This is a genomic window from Novosphingobium sp. Chol11 (genome assembly GCF_945870625.1).
Lineage (GTDB): Bacteria > Pseudomonadota > Alphaproteobacteria > Sphingomonadales > Sphingomonadaceae > Novosphingobium.
Genome location: NZ_CAMBTS010000030.1, coordinates 1 through 21138, shown reverse-complemented (window position 1 = coordinate 21138; position 21138 = coordinate 1). Strand labels below are relative to the sequence as shown.

The window sequence follows — 21138 nt, the reverse complement described above, 5'->3', positions numbered from 1 at the left end:
GAATATGGCGGCAATTGCCCAGGCTTGGCTATTATCCAGATCATTAGGCGATCAACCAGGCGATGCACCGCCTCAGCAATTCCTGAAACGCCGCATCATCCCAAGGCCCCCGCACGACCGGCGCTTCATCCATCAACTGGAGGGCATCATAGCGTCCACAAGCATGGCCGAGCGGACTGTAGGCCACTTCGCCAAGTCCGTGGCTGCGGACATAAAGCTGCGGGCGCGGCGGGTCGTCATCCCATTGGCCCAGCAGGTAACCGGGCGCTTCGCCCTTGTAACGCGCCGAAAGCAGCGTGCGATATTCGGCCAAGGGCGACGCGATGTAAGGCTCATCGGTGACGGTGAAATCTTCGAGCCCGGCGGTGATCGGGTGATCGGCGTCTTCGACGTGAATATGCATCGGCTGCCCCGCCAGATGCGCCACGAACCGGCTGCCGAGCAAGCGCATGAAGCCGGGCGCGGCCGTTTCAGCGGTCGGCTTCACCAGACCCGGAATCCGCACGCCACTGGTCACAATTTCCGGTCCGTCGGTGAACTCCAGCCCGGCATTCGCACCGTGAAGCGCGAGCAAACGGCCACCATTTGCGACAAAAGACTCAAGCGCGGCGGCTGCGTCGTCTCCCGGCAAAAGATCGCAGGTATAGAGCACGATCGCCCGGTATCCCCCCAATGCCGAGCACTCGCTGAAATCGCTCGCGCATGTCGCGCGGATGCGCTCATCCTCTGCCATGAGATTGAGCAGGACAAGCCGCGCAAGATCAAAGTCATGATACTTGCCGCCGGTGATCAGCAGTATCTTCGCTGGTCCGCTCATGACGCTAAGTCCTCAGCGCCGGGTAGCTGGCGAAGCAGGGGGCCAGAACCTTCCCATCCCTGCGCCGCGTCTGCTGCAAGATCGAAGAATGCGCGCGTGTCGGCGCAATCTGTCACCAGCTCGATATGCATGCCAAGCGCGCTCCGGCAATCGTAGAAGCGCAGACCAGCGGCAGCGCTGATCGATGCAGTCACCACCGGATCGCCAGCATCGAGATGCGCCGCAGCCTTGTCCAGATCATCGACCAGAAAGGCATAGTGATGCGGCCGACATTCGCCGGGCGCCAAAGGATGATCCCCGAACACATTGGGCCAAGGTCCCACCGGCTCGACCAGTTCGAGCAGCTTGTCTCCCATCTGGGCGAATGCAAAGTTGAGAATGAGCGGTTGCGGCGCACCCTGAAAGGTCCACCCTTCAAACGCCACGACGGGCATATGAAAGAACGGCCCGGCTCCAGTGCTGCGCGACCAGTGCGCAGCGCTGAGCGCCAGGTCGCCGACCACATAGCCCAGTTGCATGATCGGTCCGTGCATGGTGGCCCTTTCGCTGGAATTCGTCTCAGTCAAGCGAGGAGGGCGTTCCATGCCAAGCATGCGGCCGCGCCTTCATCCGTTGGAAGAAATCTTTGAGCCACAGCGCTTCATCCGGGATCGGTTGGCCGTGGTTCTCGCCGAACTGCAAGAAGCAATAGAGGTAGATATCGGCCAGAGTGTAGCGATCTCCGCAGACGAACTGGCGGCCCTGCATCACGTTATCGAGCCAGATCATTTTGGAACGCGACTTGGCCTTGAGGATCGCTGCTGCCTCCAGCGGCAGCAGGCTCTTGGCCAAGACGCCGTCGAGGTCATGGTCACTGGTGAAGAAGGCCCGGCCCTCTTCGGTGGTAAAGCCTTCGCCCATCGGCCATGCGACGTTCTGATCGATCCGGCGCACCCACATGCGCGTCTCCGCTTTCTCTTCCGGTGTGCTGCCGACCAGGGGCGGGTCTGGCTGGATGTCCTCGAAGTATTCGCAGATCGCGGTCACTTCGGAGATGGCGGTGCCGTCGTCCAACTGTAGCGCGGGCAATTCGCCCAGCGGATTGACCGCGCTGATGAAGGGTTCCCGGCGGTTTTCGCGCGTGAACAGATCAAGCACCTGCCGCTCGAGCACGATGCCTTTTTCCTGAGCGAAGATCCAAGCGATCCACGGGTTGGGCGCAAACATAGCAAAATCATAGAAAATCATGGATGCTCTCCGCAAAAGATCAGGCTCAGCAGCTTAGAAGCGCCCTTCTAGAGATATCCCGATAGTGCGCGGATAGACGATCTGGTTCTGCCCGCCCGGCCGATTGAGCGGACCGACCGTGTTGCCAATGTTGTCTGTGAAGATGCCGGCTTCCCAGCGATCTGTCCCGATGCTGGCCCGCGCATAACCGATCCCGTTGAAGGGCGCGTAGACCCCATTAAAGATGCTCTGCTGACGCGAGCGGTAGCTGTAGCGGGCGTTCAGCCGCAGTTCGAGGCCGTTGCTGCCGATCGGCGTCTGGTAGGAACCGCCAAGATTGAAGGTTGTCTTGGCTGTGCCCGGCAGTTGATTGCCATCCCGCAGCTGGGGGATCCTGGCGACGATCGGCGCCGCCACGTTGTGGATGGTAGTAGAGTTGAAGTTACCGTTGAAATTGAGCGTCAACCCCCGCAGCGGCGTGCGCCATGTGATCGAAGGCTCGATGCCATAGCCGCGAACATCGCCGACCTGCGCCACAATGGTCTGAAGCGCGGGGGACAGCTCGATCTGCGCACGCGGCCAATCGACATAGTACCCCGCCAGCTCGAACTGCACGGTGTTGTCAAACAAGCTCCATTTCATGCCCGCTTCGTAATTCCACAATGTATCAGGCGGGGAGATGTTGGACAGGTTGACACCGAGGACCGCATTGGACGCGCCGACAATGGAAGCCGATGAAATCGCGCCACTGCGGAAGCCCTTGGCCGCTTCGACATAAAGCAGCCCGCTCTGCCCCGCATGATAGGCAACGTTGAAACGCGGGTTGAAAGTGCTGCTGCTGGACCGAGTGGTGCTCTGGTTCGGAATGACGCTGCCGGCGATCTCTAGCTGACTGTTCTCGACGAAGCGGCGCCTTTCCTGATAATAGCGACCGCCAACTGTGAGATCGAGCTTACGATCAAAAACCGAGTAGGTAGCTTGTCCGTAAACCGCCCAACCCGTGCTGAATAGCTGGTTGCGATCGTTGACGGTGTTGAAGCCATTTACACCGGGAGCAACTACGAAGTCTGGGAGTTGCACTGTCTGGCCGCCGAAGGTGTCGCCATTTTGGTAAAAGAAGCCAAAGATGTATTGCAACGGACCCGAACCGTTCGAGGTCAGGCGGATATCTTCGTTGAAATTATGCGTGGTGAGCGGCCACAGTGAGACGAAATTGCCGATGCCGGGGATGAAGCCGCCATTGTTCGAGATCACGCTGTTCTTGATATGGCCGGTCGAGCTTTGGAGCGTGGCGAAGCCCAGATCATACTCGATGTCGCCGCTAAACAGCCAGTAATCCGAGAGCGCCTCGCCGAATTGCTGGTCGATGCTGGCTGGATCGGCGAACGTGATGCGGTCCGACCAGCGCTGTTTGGTATTGTTGCGCCATGCCGAAAGCCGGATGGTCAGGTCTTCTGTGGGTTTGGCCAGAAGCTTAAGGCGGCCGGTGAACGTAGTGGCCGGGTTGTCGTTCCTCACCCCGGTGGGAATGATATCGGCATAGCCACCTACGCGTTTGTAGCTCAGCACCCCGCGCAGCGCGAGCTTGTCATTGATGATTGGCAAGTTGAGCATGACGTCGCCGGAAAAGCCCGGCTTGCCGCCGGTTACAAGATTTCCAGAGGCGCGGACCGATCCGCCGGTGCGATCAAGCTCGGGATCTTTGGTCAGCACCTTAATAGTGCCGCCGATCGAGCCAAGGCCATACAGCGTACCCGAAGGCCCGCGCAGAACTTCGACACGCTGCAGGTCGTAAAATGTCGCGACCGGCGCATAGGGCCGTCCTGGCATCGTGAAGGCAAAGTTGTCGAGATAATAGCCGACAGCCGGATCGCCGTCTGTTTCAGACGCGGCAATGGCGCGGATCTGGTAAGTCGTGCTGCCCGCACCAATGGTTGCACCGGTGGTCGCGCTCGGCACCAGCGAGATTGCCTGCGCGATATCGGTAACACCATTGCGAAGCAGGGACTCACCACTCAGGCCCTGCACGGCTTGCGGCACCGACATCAACGCCTGCTCGCGGCGTTGCGCGGTGACGATGATCGTGCCGTCGTCCGTCGTCTCGCTTGAGCCAGGCGGAGTGTTTTGCGCCAGAGCGGCCTGCGAGACGAACATGAATGCCAGTGTCGCGGACGACATGGCAATTCGGGCGGCGCTGCGAAGGGCCAGCGTCCTAGCTTTGGTGGCTTTCATTGTTTCTCTCCCCTTTTTTTGTTGGCGGGTCTTAAGTCATTCGCTTGGGGCCTCACCTCATTTGCGGTGAAGCCACGGGTAGTCGCCCATCAGGCAGCGATCGATCTGCTGGTGAAAATGGCGGATGCGCACTTCCTGATCGCCCAGAATCATGCCGCGAAAGCCAAGCGAGCCGGTGCCTTGCTGCATCGTCGGCATGTTCGATCCGTCCTGCTTGAGCACATTGGCAAGGAATGGATCGAAAGTGCCGTGAAAGGCGGCGGCATAGTCGTCCAACTCGCCATGACGGTATGTTCGATGATTGACCACCGGCGGCACGCTGCCGGGCGCGCGGCGCTCGGTGATCAGAAAGTCATAGTAGCAAATCGCAGGGTCGCTTGGGTGCGGCCGATAGCGAAACAGGATCGAGCTTTCCGGCGTTTGGGTCAGCGTGGTGCCCGGAAAGAACGTGTAGTGATACTGGTGAACAAGCTGCTCGTCGTTCATCCGGCGATAGGGCAAGTAGGTCTCGTCTTGAATCGCGCGCTTGGCCTTGATCACCTCAAGATGGATGTCCCGCAGGCTACCTTTGTAGTCGTGAGGAACAAGCGTCCCCACGCCGAGGAATTGTTCGCGAAGCGGTGTCATCTCTTCGGCGTTGCCCAGCAGTTCGCTGACCGTCAGATTGAAGTTGATCATCCGGCTGTGCATGCCGAGCAGTTCGATCGGCACGTCGTAGCCCTCGGTGATGTTCATGAAGTCCGAGTGGAGCGACTCGAAGTGATAGCTCTCGTTGAAGGCGTCGTGGGCGTGCTTCCAGTTGCCGTTCCATTCGAACGTTGCGTGATCGATCAACTGATAGTTCTCGAGCTCATATGTCTCGAGATGCGAACCGGCCTCGCCGAGGTAGTCGCGCAGGCTGATCGCGTGCGGATCAAGGTTGAACCAGACCCAGCCGCCCCAGACATCTGTGCGGATCGAGGCAAGATCGAGCTCACCCTTGGGCACACCTGCGCTGAACTGGGCAAAAAGTTCGGGCCGCGCAATATGATGCAGCGTGCCGTCGTTGTTCCATTTCCAGCCATGGTAAGGGCACGTGAAGCGCTCTAACGAGCCCGAAGCCACTTGGCAGAGCAGATTGCCACGGTGCTGGCAGACATTGAAAAAGCCGCGAATCTCGCCATCGTTCGATCGCACGAACAAAAGCGATTCCTTGCCCAAGGTGTGGAGCCTGAAATCACCCGGTTCGGCCAGCTCGGAGACATGGCAGCCGATGTTCCAGATACGGGTCCAAACGTGATCCCATTCCTGCTGCATAAAGTCGCGCGATTGAAAGCGCGCGCCATCGATCCGTTGATAACCCAGCTGCGGGATCGGTTTGCGCGGCACAAATGCTGGTGCCTGCGTGTCTTTGGCCGATGGGCCAAGTGCCTCGATCAAACGGTCTTCGATCTTCGCCATTACCGAACCATCCTTGTTGCGGATGTCTTGGCGGATACGCTTTTGAGGAGATTTGCGCGGGCGCAGACGCCCGTTCGACAGAAGCAGGAAATTCCCGTATTTCTGCCGCTTTTTACTCTCCCAAAGGCGCTGCCACACTAAAACATGCAGATCTGCTTTTTTTGTAAACTACACGCGGCGAGGTGTCTGTCAATAAACAAGCTGCATGGCTGTTTTTTCTAATAGGGAATATGTGCAAGCTTGACTCGCGCCTGCGAATGGCGAGACGAGAGAATCTATGACGACGCAATTGAACCTGAAGACGCGCGCCACAAACGACGACCACGACGCAAGCGCACCCGGTAACTCATTTCCCAGCAAAGCGGCCCGCCCGTCGCCGCCCGCACGTCAACGGCGCGGCGAAGGCCCTTCTCCCCGCCAGATCGCTAAGAGTGAGGCTATGCGCTTCAAGGTGCTCGAAGCGACGGTCGATTGCCTGCTTGAAGGCGTGGCGCACGAACTTTCCTACGCGACGATTGCAGACCGCGCAGGCATTTCGCGCGGGGGAGTGCAATATCACTTCGCCACGCGCCGCGACTTGTTGTGCGCCGTGCTCGAGCACATCAATGCGCGGCGGCTGCGCCAGTTTCGAGATGATCTCGCTTGCATCGGGCCAGATGAGGATCTGGCTGCCCGGATCATTGACGCGCATTGGAAACATCTTAGCGAGCGCGATTTCCTCGCCTATCAGGAATTGGTCCTGTTAGCCCGCAGCGACCCCGAATTGACCCCCGCCTTCGCGCCGCTTTATCGGGCGTTTCTGGCCATTTGGTATGAAACCGCGCATCAGGCCTTTGGCTGGAGCTACCGCGACCACGAGGTGATGCAGGCAGGCAACATCGCGCACTATGTCTTGGAAGGCATGGCCTATGGCCAGCTTGCCGGCCAGCTTTCGCCCGACGTGGTCAACGACCTGCTCGATCATGCCAAATCTATCATGCGCGCCGCTCTCCAGAGGAAGAACGCCTCCGAATAAGGCCAATTTCTTCACCAGCAACGACCCACGCAACCAAAGGGAACGCATCATGGACAGCCGATTTGCAGGTAAAGTGATGCTCGTAACCGGCGCTGCTTCCGGCATTGGCCGCAGGACCTCGGAGCGGCTCATAGCCGAAGGCGCAGTGGTTCATGGTGCTGATCTCGCCGAGGTGCGGATTGACGGCGTGCTCGGACACAAGCTTGACGTAACCAGTGAGAGCGCTTGGCAGACCCTGATCATGTCCATCGCCGAGCAACACGGACGTCTTGACGGACTGGTCAACGCGGCGGGTGTCATTCGCATGGGCTCGACGATGGAGACGACGATCGAGGATTTCAGGCTGGTTATGGCGGTGAACGTTGAAGGCACATTTCTGGGCTGCAAACATGCCATGCGCGTGATGCAGCGGCATGGCGCGGGTTCGATCGTCAACTTATCATCGACCGCCGGGCTATGCGGCTCCCCCGGAGCAGCGGCCTATACTGCCAGCAAGGGCGCGGTCCGCCTGCTTACCAAAACCAGCGCGCTAGAGGCCATCGCAATGCCAAGCCGCATCCGGGTCAATTCGGTCCACCCCGCGTTGACCAATACCCCTATGGCCGACGCGATCGTGGAACAGTTGGGCGGATCAAATGAAATTCGTCAGGCTTTAAGCGACCTCATGCCATCAGGCCGCCTTGCAGAGCCGGATGAAATTGCCAGCGCCATCCTTTTTCTCCTTTCGGACGAAGCAAGCTATATGAATGGATCGGAGCTTGTGATCGATAACGGCTTCACCGCGCAATGAGCAGTAGCTGACATGGTCCTTTGATGTGGCCTTTGCCTTCGATATGTCCCGCAGCAGCATAGCATTGGTAGCTGTGGTTCTACCGCCAGCAACACGCACGCAAGTTTGAGGTTGCGGAAAATGGCGGGCGGGGCAGCAAGGAAGACCAACCCCATCAGACGCCAGACCTTCGCCATTAGCGCTGATGGGGTAAAGACCTCAACTGGCTACTTTCTCGAACTCAAGCTCAGGGAAGCCTGAATCTGCCGAGAGATCCAGCGCGTCGTAGTACGCGCCAGCACCGCCAAAATAGATCAGCACACGCGGGGCTTTGTCCTCGCGATTGGCGCCCATCATCCATGAATTGACCTTGTCGCCATTGGCCATCAGCGTTTGCCCATGAATATCGGCGGTTTGCGCCGTCCACGCCCGCTCTGCTTCCAAGCGCGGCTTGAAGATGGCGAAACCCTCGCGCTCCATCTTCTCGATGCATCGCGTGATCCAGATGACATTCTGTTCGATCGAGGTGGGTAGGTTGGCAAAGGGCGCTTGCGGTCCGGTGACCACGAACATGTTGGGGAAGTCGGCAACGCAGACACCCATGATGCTCTCGGAGGCTGTTTGCCATTTTTCCCGTAGTGTCTGACCGCTGGCGCCGTGGATGGGAAAGGCTTCCAGCGCGCCGGTATAAGCCTTGAAACCGGTCGCCAGCACGATGATGTCGAATTCAAGGTGGCGCTCTGTGGTCCGCACGCCCGTTTCCGTAATCTCGACCAGAGGTTCCCTGTGCTTGATATCGACCAGATGGACGTTGTCCCGATTGAACGCTTCCATGTAGCCATGGTCGAGCGGGGGGCGCTTGGCGAACAAGGGGTAGTCTTCGAATTTGGGGGCGAGCAACTCGGCGAGCTCGGGATCGTTGACCCGTTCCTTCATCTTGCTTGTGATGAATTCGCCCGCCATTTTGTTGGCCTCGGGATTGACGAGCAGGTCGTCGAACGTTTCGAAAACCCAGCGAAAGCTGCCCGTCCAGTTCTCTTCGAAGATCTTCTGGCGCTCCTCAGGCGGAGTGTCGACCGCGTTCCGCCCGACTGGACTGTCAAAGGCCATGCCGAACACGTGGTTGCGGCACTTGGCCACGATCGCGTCATAATTGTCCTTGATCTCCTTCTCCCATTCGGGGGTCATCGGCTGCTGCATGGCGGGCAGGATGTAGTTGGGCGTGCGCTGGAACACCGTGACGTTGGCCGCTGTCTCCGCCACCACCGGAACCATCTGAACCGTGGTCGCGCCGGCACCGATGATGCCGACCCGCTTGCCAGCGTAATCCAGTCCCTCCGCGGGCCAGCGCGACGAGTGGAAAATCGGGCCCTGAAAACGATCCATGCCAGCGATGGTGGGAATCACTGGCTCAGAAATCATGCCCATGCCGCTGATGAAGTACTTGCAGGTGAAGGTTTTACCGTCACCCGTCGTTATCTGCCAGATCCCGCGATCATTCAAATAGCGTGCTTCGACGATCTCGGTGTTGAGCTGGATGTGCGGCCACATGTCGCATTTGTCGGCGACGAAGCGCATGTAGCTTTGCGTCTCTGCCCGGCCTGGATAGCGCTGCGACCATGACCATTCCTGCAGCAGTGCCTTTGAAAAGGTGAGGCAATAGTAATAACTTTCGCTGTCGGTGGCCGCGCCGGGATAGCGATTCCAGCTCCAGGTTCCGCCGACGTCGGTTGCCCGGTCGAAAATCCGCACGGAGAGTCCAGCGCCGCGCAGGTAATGGATGAGGGCAAGTCCCGCGAAACCTGCACCAATGCCGATCGCATCATAATCGACCTCGGGTGAGGAGCCGCTTAGGGTTACGGGCGCGTCGCTAACAGCGGTGTTCGTCGTGGTCATCAGTCGCACTCCCATGCAAAGTTATTGTTTTGTTTCTGCGTTTCGGACTCGAAATTGAATAAATATAATAAAATCAATACAGTACGTCCATCGTCGCACGCGAGTATGGCAGAAGCTCGCTCACGGCATTGGTGCGAACCTTCATCAGCCAATTGGGGTCAGCCAGAAGCGCCCTGCCTACGGCAACCAGATCAAAATCGCCGCGATCAAACCGTCTCGCCAACTCATCCAGCGATTTCAGCGTCGGCACTGATTCCCCGGCGACGAAATCTTCCATGAGGTCGCGGTCCAGTCCGATCGAGCCGACCGTGATGGTGGGCTTGCCGGTGATCTTCTTGGTCCAGCCAGCAAGGTTCAGATCACCCTCGTCCGGGAAAGCGGATTCCCAGAAGCGCCGTTCGGAGCAGTGGAAGATGTCCACACCGGCTTCCGCCAGCGGCACAAGCCATTCTGCCAGTTCGGCCGGGCTGGTCGCGATTTTCGCTTCGTAGAGGTAGGTCTTCCACTGTGAGATGCGAAAGATGATGGCGAGGTCCGGCCCTACCGCTTCGCGCACCGCAGCGACAGTTTCCACCGCGAAGCGCGCCCGCGAAGCGATGCTCGGCCCCCCGAACCGATCATCACGCTGGTTGGTCACGTCCCAGAAAAACTGGTCGAACAGATAGCCATGCGCGCCGTGAAGCTCGATTGCATCGAAGCCGAGGCGGCTGGCGTCGCAGGCTCCGCGCACGAACGAAGCGATCGCCCCGTCGATATCCTGCTGCGTCATGGGCTTCCCGCCCGCAATGCCCGGGCCAACGAGACCCGACGGACTTTCCAGAGGAGGGTGCGGGGAGTCGGGGTAGTTGAAGTCTTCGCAGCCGCCGACATGCCACAGTTGCGGAATGATCGCCCCCCCGGCCGCGTGAATCTCGGCGCGTGCCTTGTCCCACGCGGCGAGGCCCTCTTCGCCTGCAAAGACCGGCACAGTGTCCGCAGCGACCGCGCCCGGACGATCGACTCCAACGCCTTCTGTAATGACCGCGCCCACGCCGCCTTCGATCCGGCGGCGATAATAATCGATGGATTCCTGTGTGAGGATTCCGCCCGGCGCAAAGTACCTCGACATCGGGGCCATCATGAAGCGGTTCGCGACCTTGAGCGATTTACACGTAAAGGGCGTAAAGAATGGGTCCAGCAGAGTCATGGCCTCACCTTGTTTTTTGATGTCATATGGTTGCGAGGAATTCCCGCAGCACGCTGAGATACTGCGGTGCATCTTCGATGAAGGGGGCGTGACCGCATCCTTCGAAAGACGAGAGTGAGCCTTTCCGAGCCAATTTTGCGGCCGCCATGCCCACTTGCGGATCGAGGATGGCGTCGGCCGCGCCCACGATGGAAAGCACCGGGATGGAAAGCTCAGCAAGGAGCGCACGCTGCTCGACATTGGCAAGATCGAGCAGCGAATGGATCACATTCGGCCCGCTGTCGATAAATGCTGCCCACATCCAGTTCACCATGTCCGGGCTGACTTCACGCGCGCAGACCCCGGATGCCAGGCCCCGGAAAAAGCCGGCGCGATCGCCAGCCAATGCGGCAGCGGATGCGGCCAGCGATTCCGCTTCTCCGCCATAGGGAAAATCCTCGGTCTTGGTGAAGCGCGGCGACGCGCCGCAAGTGAGGACAAGACCGGCGGCTTGATCGCCTAGGGCCTGCGCGGCCTGCGCGGCGACCGCGCCGCCGAGCGACCAGCCGTTGAGCACAACTGGTGCAGCGGTCGTTTTGCGGACGATCTGGACCACATCGTCCGCCAGAGCGTTGATCGACATGTCGTCAAAGTCCCGGTCAGACTGCCCGCAGCCTCGGTGGTCGATCGCGATCACACCATGCCCTGCGGCGGTCAGGGCTTCGATGGTGCCCGCCCAGATGCGGCTGGACATCGCCCATCCATGGATCAGCACGATAGGCGTCGCCGATCCGCGATGATATTCGTAATAGACCGAGCGGCCTTCGCCGCAATCCAGACGGGCCATTGTGTCGCTGTCCCTTCTTGCAAATGCTTATTGCGGCGGTGCCAAGGTGGTCCCGACAAGCGGGCTGAAATGGTGCATTTTGACGTGACGGCGGGCGATCTTCCAAACTCCATCCCGTTGTTCAAACCGGTCGGTGTAGGTCGCCGCCACGGTTTGTGCCTGCCCATCGCTGGTCGTGCCGATGCAGAAGACATCGCAGACACCGTGGCTCAGGTCCGCTGCTTCCGGCGTGACCCGCAGGTTCGTCGTATAATGGGTCGTCTGAAGCCACGCGGGCCAGAGAATCCCCTTCACCGCATGAGTAATCCCCTCATGCCCCTCGAAATTGCCAAACGGGGGCCCGATTTCCCAAACGGCATCGGGCCACCAGATCGCGAGGAAGCGATCGAAATCGTGCTTGTCAAAGCCTAGACAATAATCGCTGACCAGATCGAGTTGCGCAAAGCGAGCTTCTAGCCTTATCAGCCGTTGTTCGAGCGCGGCGGTCATCAGAGTGGGTCCTCTTCCAGAAAGTCGGCAAACTTCAGCGCGGCCTCAGCGCGTCGGGTTGGGACGAAATATGTTGGGAATGTGCCGGGGGACGGCATGACATTGCGCAGGATGTCTTTGGCGACGGTCACCTTGTGCACCTCGGTCGGGCCGTCGACGATGCCCATCTCCGGCACATACTGCCACATATCCATGAGCGGCGTTTCGTTTGACATGCCCAGCGAGCCATGGAGATGGAGCGCGCGGTAGATCACATCCTTCAGCACCCCGGGCATCGCCGCCTTGATCGCCGAAATCTCGCGGCGGACGCGGTGGGTATAGCCCTTGTCCTGATCCAGCAGCCACGCTCCGTAGAGCACGTGAAGGCGGAACTGGAGGATTTGAGTATAGCTGTCGGCGATCTTCTCCTGGACCATTTGCTTGTCGGCCAGACGCTCGCCCTTGGTCACGCGGGACACGGCGCGTTCGCACATCATGTCCATTGCCTTGTTCAGCATGCCGACTGTTCGCATGGCGTGATGGATGCGGCCACCGCCGAGGCGGGACTGCGCGACCTTGAAGCCGCCGCCCACCGGGCCAAGCGCGTTCTCGTGCGGCACGCGGCAGTTGTTAAAGCGCAGGTAGCCGTGAACACCGCTGCCGATTTCGTCTTTGGGGCCGACGGCGGTGTTGCGGATGATTTCCAGACCTGGTGCGCTGCGCGGAACGATAATGGTGGTGGAGCCTTCATGCACCGCGACTTCGGGGTCGGTGATGCACATCACGATCAGAAATTCGGCCATGTCGGCATGGCTTGCAAACCACTTTTCGCCGTTGATGATCCATTCGCCGCGCACAAGTTCGGCAGCGCAAGTGAACTCACCCGGGTCAGCGCCGGCTTGCGGCTCGGTCATCGAGAAGCACGAGACAATTTCGCCATCCAGCAATGGCGCCAGATAAGCGGCCTTCTGCTCTTCCGTGCCGAAGCGGGCGAGAATCTCGGCATTTCCGGTGTCCGGTGCCTGTGTTCCAAAAACCGTCGGAGCAAAGCGGCTCCGGCCCAGAATTTCGTTCATCAAGCCAAGATGCAGCTGGCCAAAGCCTTGCCCACCGAGATCGGGACCCAGATGGCAGGCCCATAAACCCTTATCTCTGACGATCTGTTTCAGCGGTGCCATCGCCTTACGGGCGGGTGAGCGCGGATCGAACGGATCTCCCGGCTTGCGGAACACCAGATCCATCGGCTCGATCTCTGCGGCTACAAACTCCCGCATCCAATCGAGCTTTTCCTGAAATTCAGGCTCTGTCGAAAAATTCCATGCCATTCAATGATGCTCCATGTGCCGGTCAGCAACCCGCGTACCAGCCGCCGTCGATCCAGAGTTCGGCGCCGGTTACGTAGCGGGCTTCGTCGGAGGCGAGGAACAGCGAGCCATAGGCAATGTCCATAGGGTCGCCCACCGTTCCCATCGGGATCGACGCCTTAATCGCAGCATCCTGTTCGGGCGTGATTTCGCCCAAAATCGGGGTGCGGATCTGGCCGGGGAAGATCGTGTTGACGCGGATGCCCTGTTTGGCAAATTCAAGCGCGGCACCTTTGCCCATAACGCGAACAGCTGCCTTCGACGCATGGTAGCTGATCGCATTCGGGCTGCCGATCAGTCCATAGAGCGACGAGATATTGACGATAGCTGCATTCCCGGCCTTGAGCAGTTCAGGCGTTGCAGCCTTCATGCCATAAAAAACGCCAGTTTGGTTGATCGCGATCATCCGATCCCAGCCTTCCGGGCTCTCGGTTTCAATGCCGCCCGGGTGGAAAATGCCGGCATTGTTGACAAGGTTGGTTAGCTTGCCGAACTGCGCCGTGGTCAACGCGACCGCCGCTCGCCAGCTTTCCAGATCGGTGACGTCAAGCTTGGTGAACGCGGCCTTGTGGCCGCTCTCGATGATCTGCGCCGCGACTTGCATGCCGAGCGCTTCTTGAAGGTCGCCGATCATGACGCTGGCACCTTCACTTGCGTAGAGCATCGCTTGCGCTGCGCCGATGCCACTCGCGCCCCCAGAGATCAGGGCCACCCTGCCAGCCAGTCTTTGGCTCATTCACCTGCTCCCGCTGTCATGCTTTTGTTGGCTGCTGATGGATCATATTTGCTAGTTTGAGACAAGCAAAAATATAGGCAAGATTTCGGGCGATCCCGACGACATGAGCTCCGGGTCTCTGAAAAAACGCTATAAAACCGCAGTCTATCCGCACGCTAGGCGCCGATCCGCTGCGATTGGATTTAAACTTGCTGGCGCAAAGCAAGTTTGATAGCATTCGGGAGAGGCTGACGCCGCCGAACCTCTCCCGATCAGGCTGATCGCCTTGCGGGAGGGGTCGGGTCGGAAATGCCCAATAAATCGGTCACGACGTCAGAGCGTGCGGGATGGGAGAGTGAATGATGAGCATGTCGGCAAAATCAACGCGCGTTATGTCATGGCGCGTTATCTTGGCTGCCTCGATATCGGCAGCCGCTATGGCCTCGATGGAGGCCCGCGCGCAGGAAGCCCAGGCGTCTGGTGCCGAATTGGGCGGTGGGCTTGAAGAGATTGTCGTTACAGCGCGCAAGCGGGTTGAAAATCTGCAATCTGTGTCGTCATCTGTCAGCGCGCTAAGCGTGACGGATCTGTCGAAGCGTTTCGACTCCGACGTTCGCGATTTCGCCAACTCATCGCCCAACGTGTTGATCGATGATACACAGCAAGGGCCTGGTGGCGTTGCTGCAATCTACATCCGTGGCATCGGTGTGGCAGACGTTGAAAAGTCGGTTGATCCGGCAGTCGGCGTTGTCATCGACGATGTTTATCTGGGCCAAAGCTCGGGCAGCCTGCTCAAGGCGATCGACCTAGACCGGGTCGAAGTACTGCGCGGTCCTCAAGGGACTTTGTTCGGCCGAAATGCAACGGGCGGCGTGATCTCGCTGTCGCGCTCGCGGCCGACGCAAGACCTGACCGGAAAGGTACGCGCTACCTACAGCAGCTTTGAAACCTACGATCTTCAAGGTGTGGTCAGTTTCGGTATTGTCCCGAATGTCGCACTCAAAGTAAGCGGTGCCTATAATTCCAGCGACGGCTATATCTTCAACCGGACCCAGGATCAGCCTGGGCAGAAGTCCGATTTCCGGGCCATCGGCGCGCAATTGCTGGTTACGCCGACCGATGCTTTGGAACTGAGCGTGAGCTATGACCGGCAGGTCACTCGCCAGGATCCCAGCCAGCTTCACGCCATCACCAAGGCAACGGACCTGTTCTGCGCGGCATATAACTACTGCTCGCCCTCGCCCGGGGTGCCGATCTCCGGCGACCGCTACGTCACCGTGGGCAATGCCCCGGTAAACAAGAGCGCGCGGTTCGAGCTCGATATGGCCATCGGCAAGATCAAGTATGACCTCGGCGGCGATTTCGAACTCCAGTACATCCTCGGCTACCTGAAGACGAATGAATCGATCAATCAGGACTTCGATTCGACGCCGCAGACCCTCTATCACACCGACCGGCCTGCGCGCTGGCGCCAGATCACCAATGAAGCCCGGCTGGTCATGGGCGGCACTGGTCCGCTTACGTTCGTGCTCGGCGGATATCAGTGGGATTCGCGCTACACCATCAACCTCAAGAACTACATCGGCTTTGCTGGCGCGCCGTTGCTGACCAGCGCGCAAGATGTTACTCAGACCACGCAATCTTATGCGGCCTATTTCGAAGGCGACTACAAGTTCACCGACAAGTTGAAGCTCACATTGGGTGGGCGCTACACGCATGACCGCAAGTCGACAATCGTCAATGACAAGACAATCTTCATTTATGGGACGACCGAGGAAGTCAATCCGGTAGTCACCATCCCGCCATCACTGGCGGCTGGTAATATTGTTATGACGACGCCCGTGAAGGCTAGCTGGTCTAAGTTCACGCCGAAAGTCAGTATCAGCTACAACTTTACTGATGATGTGATGACTTACGCGCTGTGGTCGCGCGGGTATCGCTCGGGGGGATTCAATGGTCGTCCGGCAACGCTCAGCGCGGCGACTGCACCTTACAATCCAGAAACGCTCGACAACTTTGAACTAGGTTTCAAGTCGGAGTTTCTTGACAATCGAATCCGTTTTAATGCGGCTATCTACCTGATGAAATACAAAGACATGCAACAGGATCTCGACGTTCCTGCCCCCGGCACATCAACCGGGCGCGAGAATCGCACGATCAATGCCTCGCAAGCCGATCTCAAGGGCTTCGAGGCCGAGCTTACCGCGCGGGTTGCCGATGGATTTACTTTGAGCGGCAACGTTGGTTATCTCGATGCCAAGTACAAGAACTTCTTCGGGGACATCTACAGCACCGGCACGCCCGTGGATGCGACCTTCCTCAAGATCCGGCGCGCTCCGAGATGGACCTTCGATCTGCGCGCTGCTTATGAAAGAGAGGTTGGACCGGGCACCCTGTTCCTGAACGCCGAGTTGCACCATATCGGTGGTCATGAACTGACCTTCCTCAACAATCCAAACGTGCGTAATGGCGCGCAGAACATGTTGGATGCCTCGATCAGCTACAAGATCAACAAGACGATGATCAGCGTGTTCGGTAAGAACATGCTTGACCAGAATGGCTGGACAATCGGATACGATGTACAGAATGTCTGGAGTTACGCCGCACCGCGTCCGCCGAGCGCGTGGGGTGTTGCTGTAACCCAGTCGTTTTGATCAGAAGGCCGGCGGATAGAGTGTCGGAACAACCACCAGCCGGAACTGCGCCCCGTCGCTGGCTAGTGACGGGGGCGTCGCGTGGCATTGGCCGCGCGATCGCCGCCATTGCATGCAGCAAGGGCGATCAGGTTTGCCTTGTCGGTCGCAGTTCCGACATCGGCAGCACTGCGGCGGCGATGGGCGAGCATGCGATTGGTATGCAAGCGGATATCACCAACCCCGCCGATCTGGCCCGGCTTGCCGAGACAATCGAGGCGCGATGGGGCGGCATTGATGTCTTGATCAACAATGCTGGCCTCCATCGTGGCGGCACGCTGGATCGCCTGGCCGACGAGGACTGGGAAGCGTCACTCGCAACCAACCTGACTGGACCGATGCGAATTGTCCGCGCCATGCTTGGTCAGATGTCGCCCGGCGGATCCATCGTCAATATCGGCGCGGTAGTGGGCTTTCGCGGATTTCCGGGCGACAGCAGCTATGGGGCGTCCAAGGCGGGGCTAGCCGGGCTGACGCAGGTTCTCGCCGCGGAACTGGCACGCCGCCAGATTCGGGTAAATATGGTGGTGCCGGGCTTTGTCATGACTGAGATGACGTCCGGCGTTTCGGAACGCGCACGCGAATCCATTCTGGCGCGCGTTCCTTTGCAGCGTATGGGAACCCCCGAAGAAATCGCCGAAGTCTGCTGGTGGGTCGCCGGATCAACCTACATGACCGGCTCGGTAGTATTCACCGACGGGGGCCTGATGTGCAACCTTTAGGGGGAGCGCAAGCGTTAGCAACATGGCTGGAGCAGGCCACCGGCCTTGAAGATGTGAGACTGGGTGCTGCCTTGTCCGGCGGAAACTCCAATGTTACTCGAGTTGTTGAAACTAGCCAGGGTCGGCTGATCCTGCGTCATCCGCCCGTCAATGTCATTTCAGACAAGGCTGCCGCGGGGATCGAGCGCGAATACACTGTCATCAAGGCGCTCCAAGGACGAGCACCAGTACCGCGAACGATCGCATGGTGCAGCGATCGTTCGGTGCTCGGTCAACCGTTCGCGGTGACCGAATGGATCGAAGGTATTGCGCTGGGCACCGAAGTGCCGGCAGCCTATCCTGTGGGCCCAGAGGCAATCGATGCACTTGGGCTAGAGATGATGCGGGGGCTGGCGACCGTCCATGTAATCGATTGGCAGGATGTTCTTCCGGCAAGTTTTGGCAGACCTGACACATTCGTCGAGCGGCAGATCGAACGTTGGTCGGCAGTGCGCAAGCTAAGCCAGGTACGATCGCTGCCATTGCTCGAGGAACTTGGACAATGGCTGCTGGCAAATCGTCCGGCGGTAAGCCGGGCCAGCGTCATCCATTGCGATTTTCATCTCGACAACTGCCTGATGGCGCTGGAACGCCCCCATTTGAACGCCATTCTCGATTGGGAAATGGCAACCATCGGCGATCCCTTGATCGATGTTGGCCTGTGCCTGTTCTTCTGGCGCCGCGATCCCGCATCGCAACTGGGTTTTCCAATGGTCCAAGGGCTTTCCAATCGGCCCGATGTCATCGCACCGGCGCGTCTTGCCGAGGAATGGTCCAAAGCCACCGGCTTTGATCACGATCACCTTGCCTATTACATGGTCTTTGCCGCTTGGCGATTGGCAGCGATTGTCGAGGGAGCGTTTGTGCTTCACCGCGAAGGCAAGGAAGATACCCCTTATGCGCGCGGGCTTGAGCACGATGTGCCCAACTTGCTGGAAGAAGCGGCAGCCATTGCCAGACGCGGGAGCATCTGATGGACAGCACAATGATGGATCACGCGCTGTCCACGCAAATGATCTTCGAGCGCGGTGAGCGGCTATTTGGTGAAAGTCGGGTTGTCCGCTTCGATGGTAGGCAGACCAGCGTCACCGATTATGCGCAGACCGCACGACGAGCACGCTGCCTCGCGAGCGCCCTTGCTGAGCTTGGCCTCGGGCCGGGCGAACGTCTGGGCACCTACTGCTGGAACACACCAGCGCATCTTGAAGCCTATCTTGCGGTTCCCGCCATGGGGTGCGTGCTCCATACGCTGAATGTCCGGCTGCCCGCGTCGCAGATCGAATACATTATCGATCATGCCGATGACCGCATCCTTTTGGTCGACGCTGTCCTTCTGCCGACATTGAGCGCGGTTCTGCCGGGATTGAGCCGGGTGCGGGACATTATTGTCATCGGCGACTGGAGCGAACCGATCGAAGGTTTTGCGGGAAGGGTCCATGATTACGAGGCCCTGATTGCCGCGTGTGATCCGTTAACGACATGGCCGAGCGTTGCGGAAACCGATGCGGCGGCAATCTGTTATACCTCCGGCACAACTGGCCTGCCCAAGGGCGTGGTGTACAGCCATCGCTCGGTGTTTCTGCATAGCCTCGCCTCGATGGCGGCGGATAGCTTCGCGATCTCGAACCACGACCGGATTCTGATGGTGCCGCCCATGTTCCATGCAAACGCCTGGGGCATGCCCTTTTCAGGCTGGCTGGCGGGAAGCGACATGATCCTGCCCGGGCAATATCTTCAGCCTGCCCATCTTGCGGCGCTGATTGAAAGCGAACGACCGACCTTGATGGCTGCGGTGCCCACGATCCTCAATGATCTGCTGCAGGCGCATGGGCGCTCGCCCATGGATCTTGGCAGTTTCCGCTCCATCGTATGCGGCGGCTCTGCCGTTTCGCCTGTGCTGATCGAACGGGTGAAGTCGGCCTGGGGTGTCGATGTGGTGCAAGGATGGGGGATGACTGAGACGAGCCCGATGTGCGTGCTATCCCACCCGCCTCGCGGCGTCAGCGATGCGGAAGCCCTTCGTTGGCGGGCGAAATCCGGCCGGCCCGTGCCGGGCATGCAGGTTCGCATCGTCGATGGCAGCGGCAATCGCTTGCCCGAGGACGGCAAGACCGTTGGCCAGCTGCAGCTGCGCGGCCCTTGGGTTGCGCGCGGCTATTTGCACGAAACGCCTGAAGCATCGCCGCTCAGCGCCGATGGCTGGTTGCGTACCGGCGATGTTGGGCGCATCGACGCGCGCGGCTATGTCGAAGTAACGGACAGGGAAAAAGACCTCATCAAGTCGGGCGGCGAATGGATTTCGTCGGCCGAACTTGAAAGTGGCATTGCGCAGTTGCCGGGCGTAAACGAAGTGTCTGTCATCGCAGTTCCAGATGAACGTTGGGAAGAGCGTCCGCTTGCGGTTATCGTCATGGAGCCGGGTGCTGTTGCCGATTTTGCCGCAATGCGCGCGGCATTGCTCGGCAGTTTTGCTAGGTTCATGATACCTGAGAATTGGTCGGTGGTTGAAGCCATTCCAAAGACGAGCGTTGGAAAACTCGACAAGAAGGCCATAAAAGATAAGTTTGGTGAGGGGGGCTTGAACGTCGTCATTGAAACACGTTTTGGTTCCGGAGACCTAGATTGAGTTTAGCACCACTCAAAGTTCAGCCATTGACTGCCGAGAAGCCGAGGCTCACCCAGGTTGAGCGTACAGCCCTGTCCGACGCGCGCATGTTTGAAGCCGCCATGCATCTTATTGTGACGTGCGGCACCCACAACACGACGCTGAAAGACATCGGTGAAAAAGCCGGGTACAGCCGCGGCCTTGCCAGTAACCGGTTCGGCTCCAAAGAAACGCTTTTCAACCATCTGGTGCGCGATTTTAACGAGAAATGGGCTTCGGAGTTGCGCCGTTTTGTTGGGAACAACACCGGACTTTCAGCAATCGAAGGTGCGCTTGATGCGGTCGAATTCTTTCTTCTGAACAGAACCATGCAGATGCAGGCGATGTACATTCTTTGGTTTGAATCGATCAGCAGTTACCCAGTCGTCCGGCACCGCCTGGCAGCCAATCATATCGCCTATCGGCGCGATACGGCACGCTGGCTGGCACAGGGCATCGCAGCGGGAGAAGTGCGGCCATCGGTAGATCCTGGCAGCTTCGCAGTCGAGTTTAGTGCTTTCATATTTGGCATTGTTTATCAATGGCTTGCAAGTTCTTCTGGGATCAGTCTTCACACCGTTTTGCAGCATTATCGTCAGAACACGATTGCGCGGTTGAGGCACAGCAGTTGAAGATCCGGCTCGATGCTGGCGAAATTGCCTACGTCCCCAATGTGGAAAGGCGCGGTTCAATCGCCGGGATGCGGATGGACACCCCCACATTTGCTGCCATGATCTGAATCGCTCTATGTGGCGAACAGTTCCACTGGCAGGTGCCCAGGTGGCGGCGATGCCGAAAACGACTGCTGATGCAGCAAGCCTTGATTGAACCGGCAACGACCATGCCTGATTACAGACCGCCCCTCCGCGCCATCGCACGTATCATCGATGCCTGGTCGTTCGACATCATCCATGAATGGGTTCAATTGTTCGGCGGCGACACCCGGCTAGCGGAAATCTGGCTCTTCGTTAAGAGCGCCAATACCCGCCATTTTCTTGACGACCCGGCGTTCGCGGCCGGTTACCGCCCCGTAAAGATCCGCACCATAGCCGCCGCTCTCGGTTTCAATTTCGAGGCGGTTCGTCGCAAGGTTGCGACGTTGCGGG

The 21138-nt window shown here is 59.0% G+C and carries 19 protein-coding genes; 8 read left to right on the top strand and 11 right to left on the bottom strand.

All coding sequences use genetic code 11. From position 1 onward, the window contains the following. Window positions 1–43 precede the first annotated feature (43 nt). From Q0O40_RS07305 to Q0O40_RS07285, 5 genes are read right to left on the bottom strand one after another with little or no spacing between them, the layout of a single operon-like run. Entirely contained in the window at window positions 44–817 is a 774-nt protein-coding gene (locus Q0O40_RS07305; RefSeq protein ID WP_295528076.1) for a ThuA domain-containing protein, read from the bottom strand. Beyond that, a complete protein-coding gene (locus tag Q0O40_RS07300) occupies window positions 814–1383 on the bottom strand; it encodes a VOC family protein (RefSeq protein ID WP_295528073.1) in 570 nt (189 codons plus the stop codon). Before Q0O40_RS07300 ends, Q0O40_RS07305 begins: the two co-directional genes overlap by 4 nt. Beyond that, entirely contained in the window at window positions 1376–2023 is a 648-nt protein-coding gene (locus tag Q0O40_RS07295) for a glutathione S-transferase family protein (protein ID WP_295528070.1), read from the bottom strand. Before Q0O40_RS07295 ends, Q0O40_RS07300 begins: the two co-directional genes overlap by 8 nt. Before the next feature lie 54 nt (window positions 2024–2077). Further along, window positions 2078–4255 carry a TonB-dependent receptor gene (locus Q0O40_RS07290; protein ID WP_295528067.1) on the bottom strand — a complete coding sequence of 726 codons (2178 nt, stop codon included), beginning with the start codon at window positions 4253–4255 and terminating at the stop codon, window positions 2078–2080. Between the two features lie 57 nt (window positions 4256–4312). Continuing rightward, window positions 4313–5695, bottom strand: coding sequence for an aromatic ring-hydroxylating dioxygenase subunit alpha (locus Q0O40_RS07285; protein WP_295528065.1), 1383 nt, complete (start codon window positions 5693–5695; stop codon window positions 4313–4315). Between the two features lie 439 nt (window positions 5696–6134). Here Q0O40_RS07285 and Q0O40_RS07280 point away from each other — a divergent pair, with 439 nt between their 5' ends. Next, on the top strand, window positions 6135–6710 hold the full coding sequence (locus tag Q0O40_RS07280) for a TetR/AcrR family transcriptional regulator (protein WP_295528064.1): 576 nt from the start codon (window positions 6135–6137) through the stop codon (window positions 6708–6710). A 49-nt stretch (window positions 6711–6759) separates the two neighbouring features. Then, window positions 6760–7500, top strand: a complete 741-nt coding sequence (locus Q0O40_RS07275; RefSeq protein WP_295528061.1) for an SDR family oxidoreductase — start codon at window positions 6760–6762, stop codon at window positions 7498–7500. Between the two features lie 198 nt (window positions 7501–7698). Here Q0O40_RS07275 and Q0O40_RS07270 read toward each other — a convergent pair whose 3' ends face one another. From Q0O40_RS07270 to Q0O40_RS07245, 6 genes are all read right to left on the bottom strand, one after another. Next, a complete protein-coding gene (locus Q0O40_RS07270) occupies window positions 7699–9375 on the bottom strand; it encodes an NAD(P)/FAD-dependent oxidoreductase (RefSeq protein WP_295528059.1) in 1677 nt (558 codons plus the stop codon). A gap of 73 nt (window positions 9376–9448) precedes the next feature. Continuing rightward, window positions 9449–10561, bottom strand: a complete 1113-nt coding sequence (locus tag Q0O40_RS07265) for an NADH:flavin oxidoreductase (RefSeq protein ID WP_295528057.1) — start codon at window positions 10559–10561, stop codon at window positions 9449–9451. A gap of 22 nt (window positions 10562–10583) precedes the next feature. Continuing rightward, window positions 10584–11387 (bottom strand): alpha/beta hydrolase, encoded by an 804-nt coding sequence (locus Q0O40_RS07260; RefSeq protein ID WP_295528054.1) that lies wholly within the window; start codon window positions 11385–11387, stop codon window positions 10584–10586. 27 nt (window positions 11388–11414) lie between these two features. Continuing rightward, window positions 11415–11876: a nuclear transport factor 2 family protein gene (locus Q0O40_RS07255; RefSeq protein ID WP_295528051.1), complete on the bottom strand. Its 462-nt coding sequence runs from the start codon at window positions 11874–11876 to the stop codon at window positions 11415–11417. Continuing rightward, on the bottom strand, window positions 11876–13180 hold the full coding sequence (locus Q0O40_RS07250) for an acyl-CoA dehydrogenase family protein (RefSeq protein WP_295528048.1): 1305 nt from the start codon (window positions 13178–13180) through the stop codon (window positions 11876–11878). The genes Q0O40_RS07255 and Q0O40_RS07250 overlap by 1 nt, the downstream gene beginning before the upstream one ends. Window positions 13181–13202: 22 nt before the next feature. Next, window positions 13203–13955, bottom strand: a complete 753-nt coding sequence (locus Q0O40_RS07245; protein WP_295528045.1) for an SDR family NAD(P)-dependent oxidoreductase — start codon at window positions 13953–13955, stop codon at window positions 13203–13205. 338 nt (window positions 13956–14293) lie between these two features. On the opposite strand from Q0O40_RS07245, the gene Q0O40_RS07240 reads away from it, so the two are divergent. The 6 genes from Q0O40_RS07240 to Q0O40_RS07215 all read left to right on the top strand — a co-directional run. Beyond that, the gene (locus tag Q0O40_RS07240; RefSeq protein ID WP_295528042.1) at window positions 14294–16588 is read left to right on the top strand and encodes a TonB-dependent receptor; all 2295 of its coding nucleotides are present in this window, start codon (window positions 14294–14296) and stop codon (window positions 16586–16588) included. Further along, complete coding sequence (locus Q0O40_RS07235) at window positions 16558–17349, top strand: SDR family NAD(P)-dependent oxidoreductase (RefSeq protein WP_367183726.1); 792 nt, start codon at window positions 16558–16560, stop codon at window positions 17347–17349. Before Q0O40_RS07240 ends, Q0O40_RS07235 begins: the two co-directional genes overlap by 31 nt. A 53-nt stretch (window positions 17350–17402) precedes the next feature. Then, on the top strand, window positions 17403–18362 hold the full coding sequence (locus Q0O40_RS07230) for a phosphotransferase family protein (RefSeq protein ID WP_295528035.1): 960 nt from the start codon (window positions 17403–17405) through the stop codon (window positions 18360–18362). Further along, complete coding sequence (locus Q0O40_RS07225) at window positions 18362–20014, top strand: long-chain fatty acid--CoA ligase (protein ID WP_295528032.1); 1653 nt, start codon at window positions 18362–18364, stop codon at window positions 20012–20014. The genes Q0O40_RS07230 and Q0O40_RS07225 overlap by 1 nt, the downstream gene beginning before the upstream one ends. Before the next feature lie 26 nt (window positions 20015–20040). Further along, window positions 20041–20664, top strand: a complete 624-nt coding sequence (locus Q0O40_RS07220; protein ID WP_295528029.1) for a TetR/AcrR family transcriptional regulator — start codon at window positions 20041–20043, stop codon at window positions 20662–20664. 176 nt (window positions 20665–20840) lie between these two features. Then, window positions 20841–21138 (top strand): hypothetical protein (locus tag Q0O40_RS07215; protein WP_295528027.1); only part of this gene is annotated, 298 nt, incomplete at its 3' end.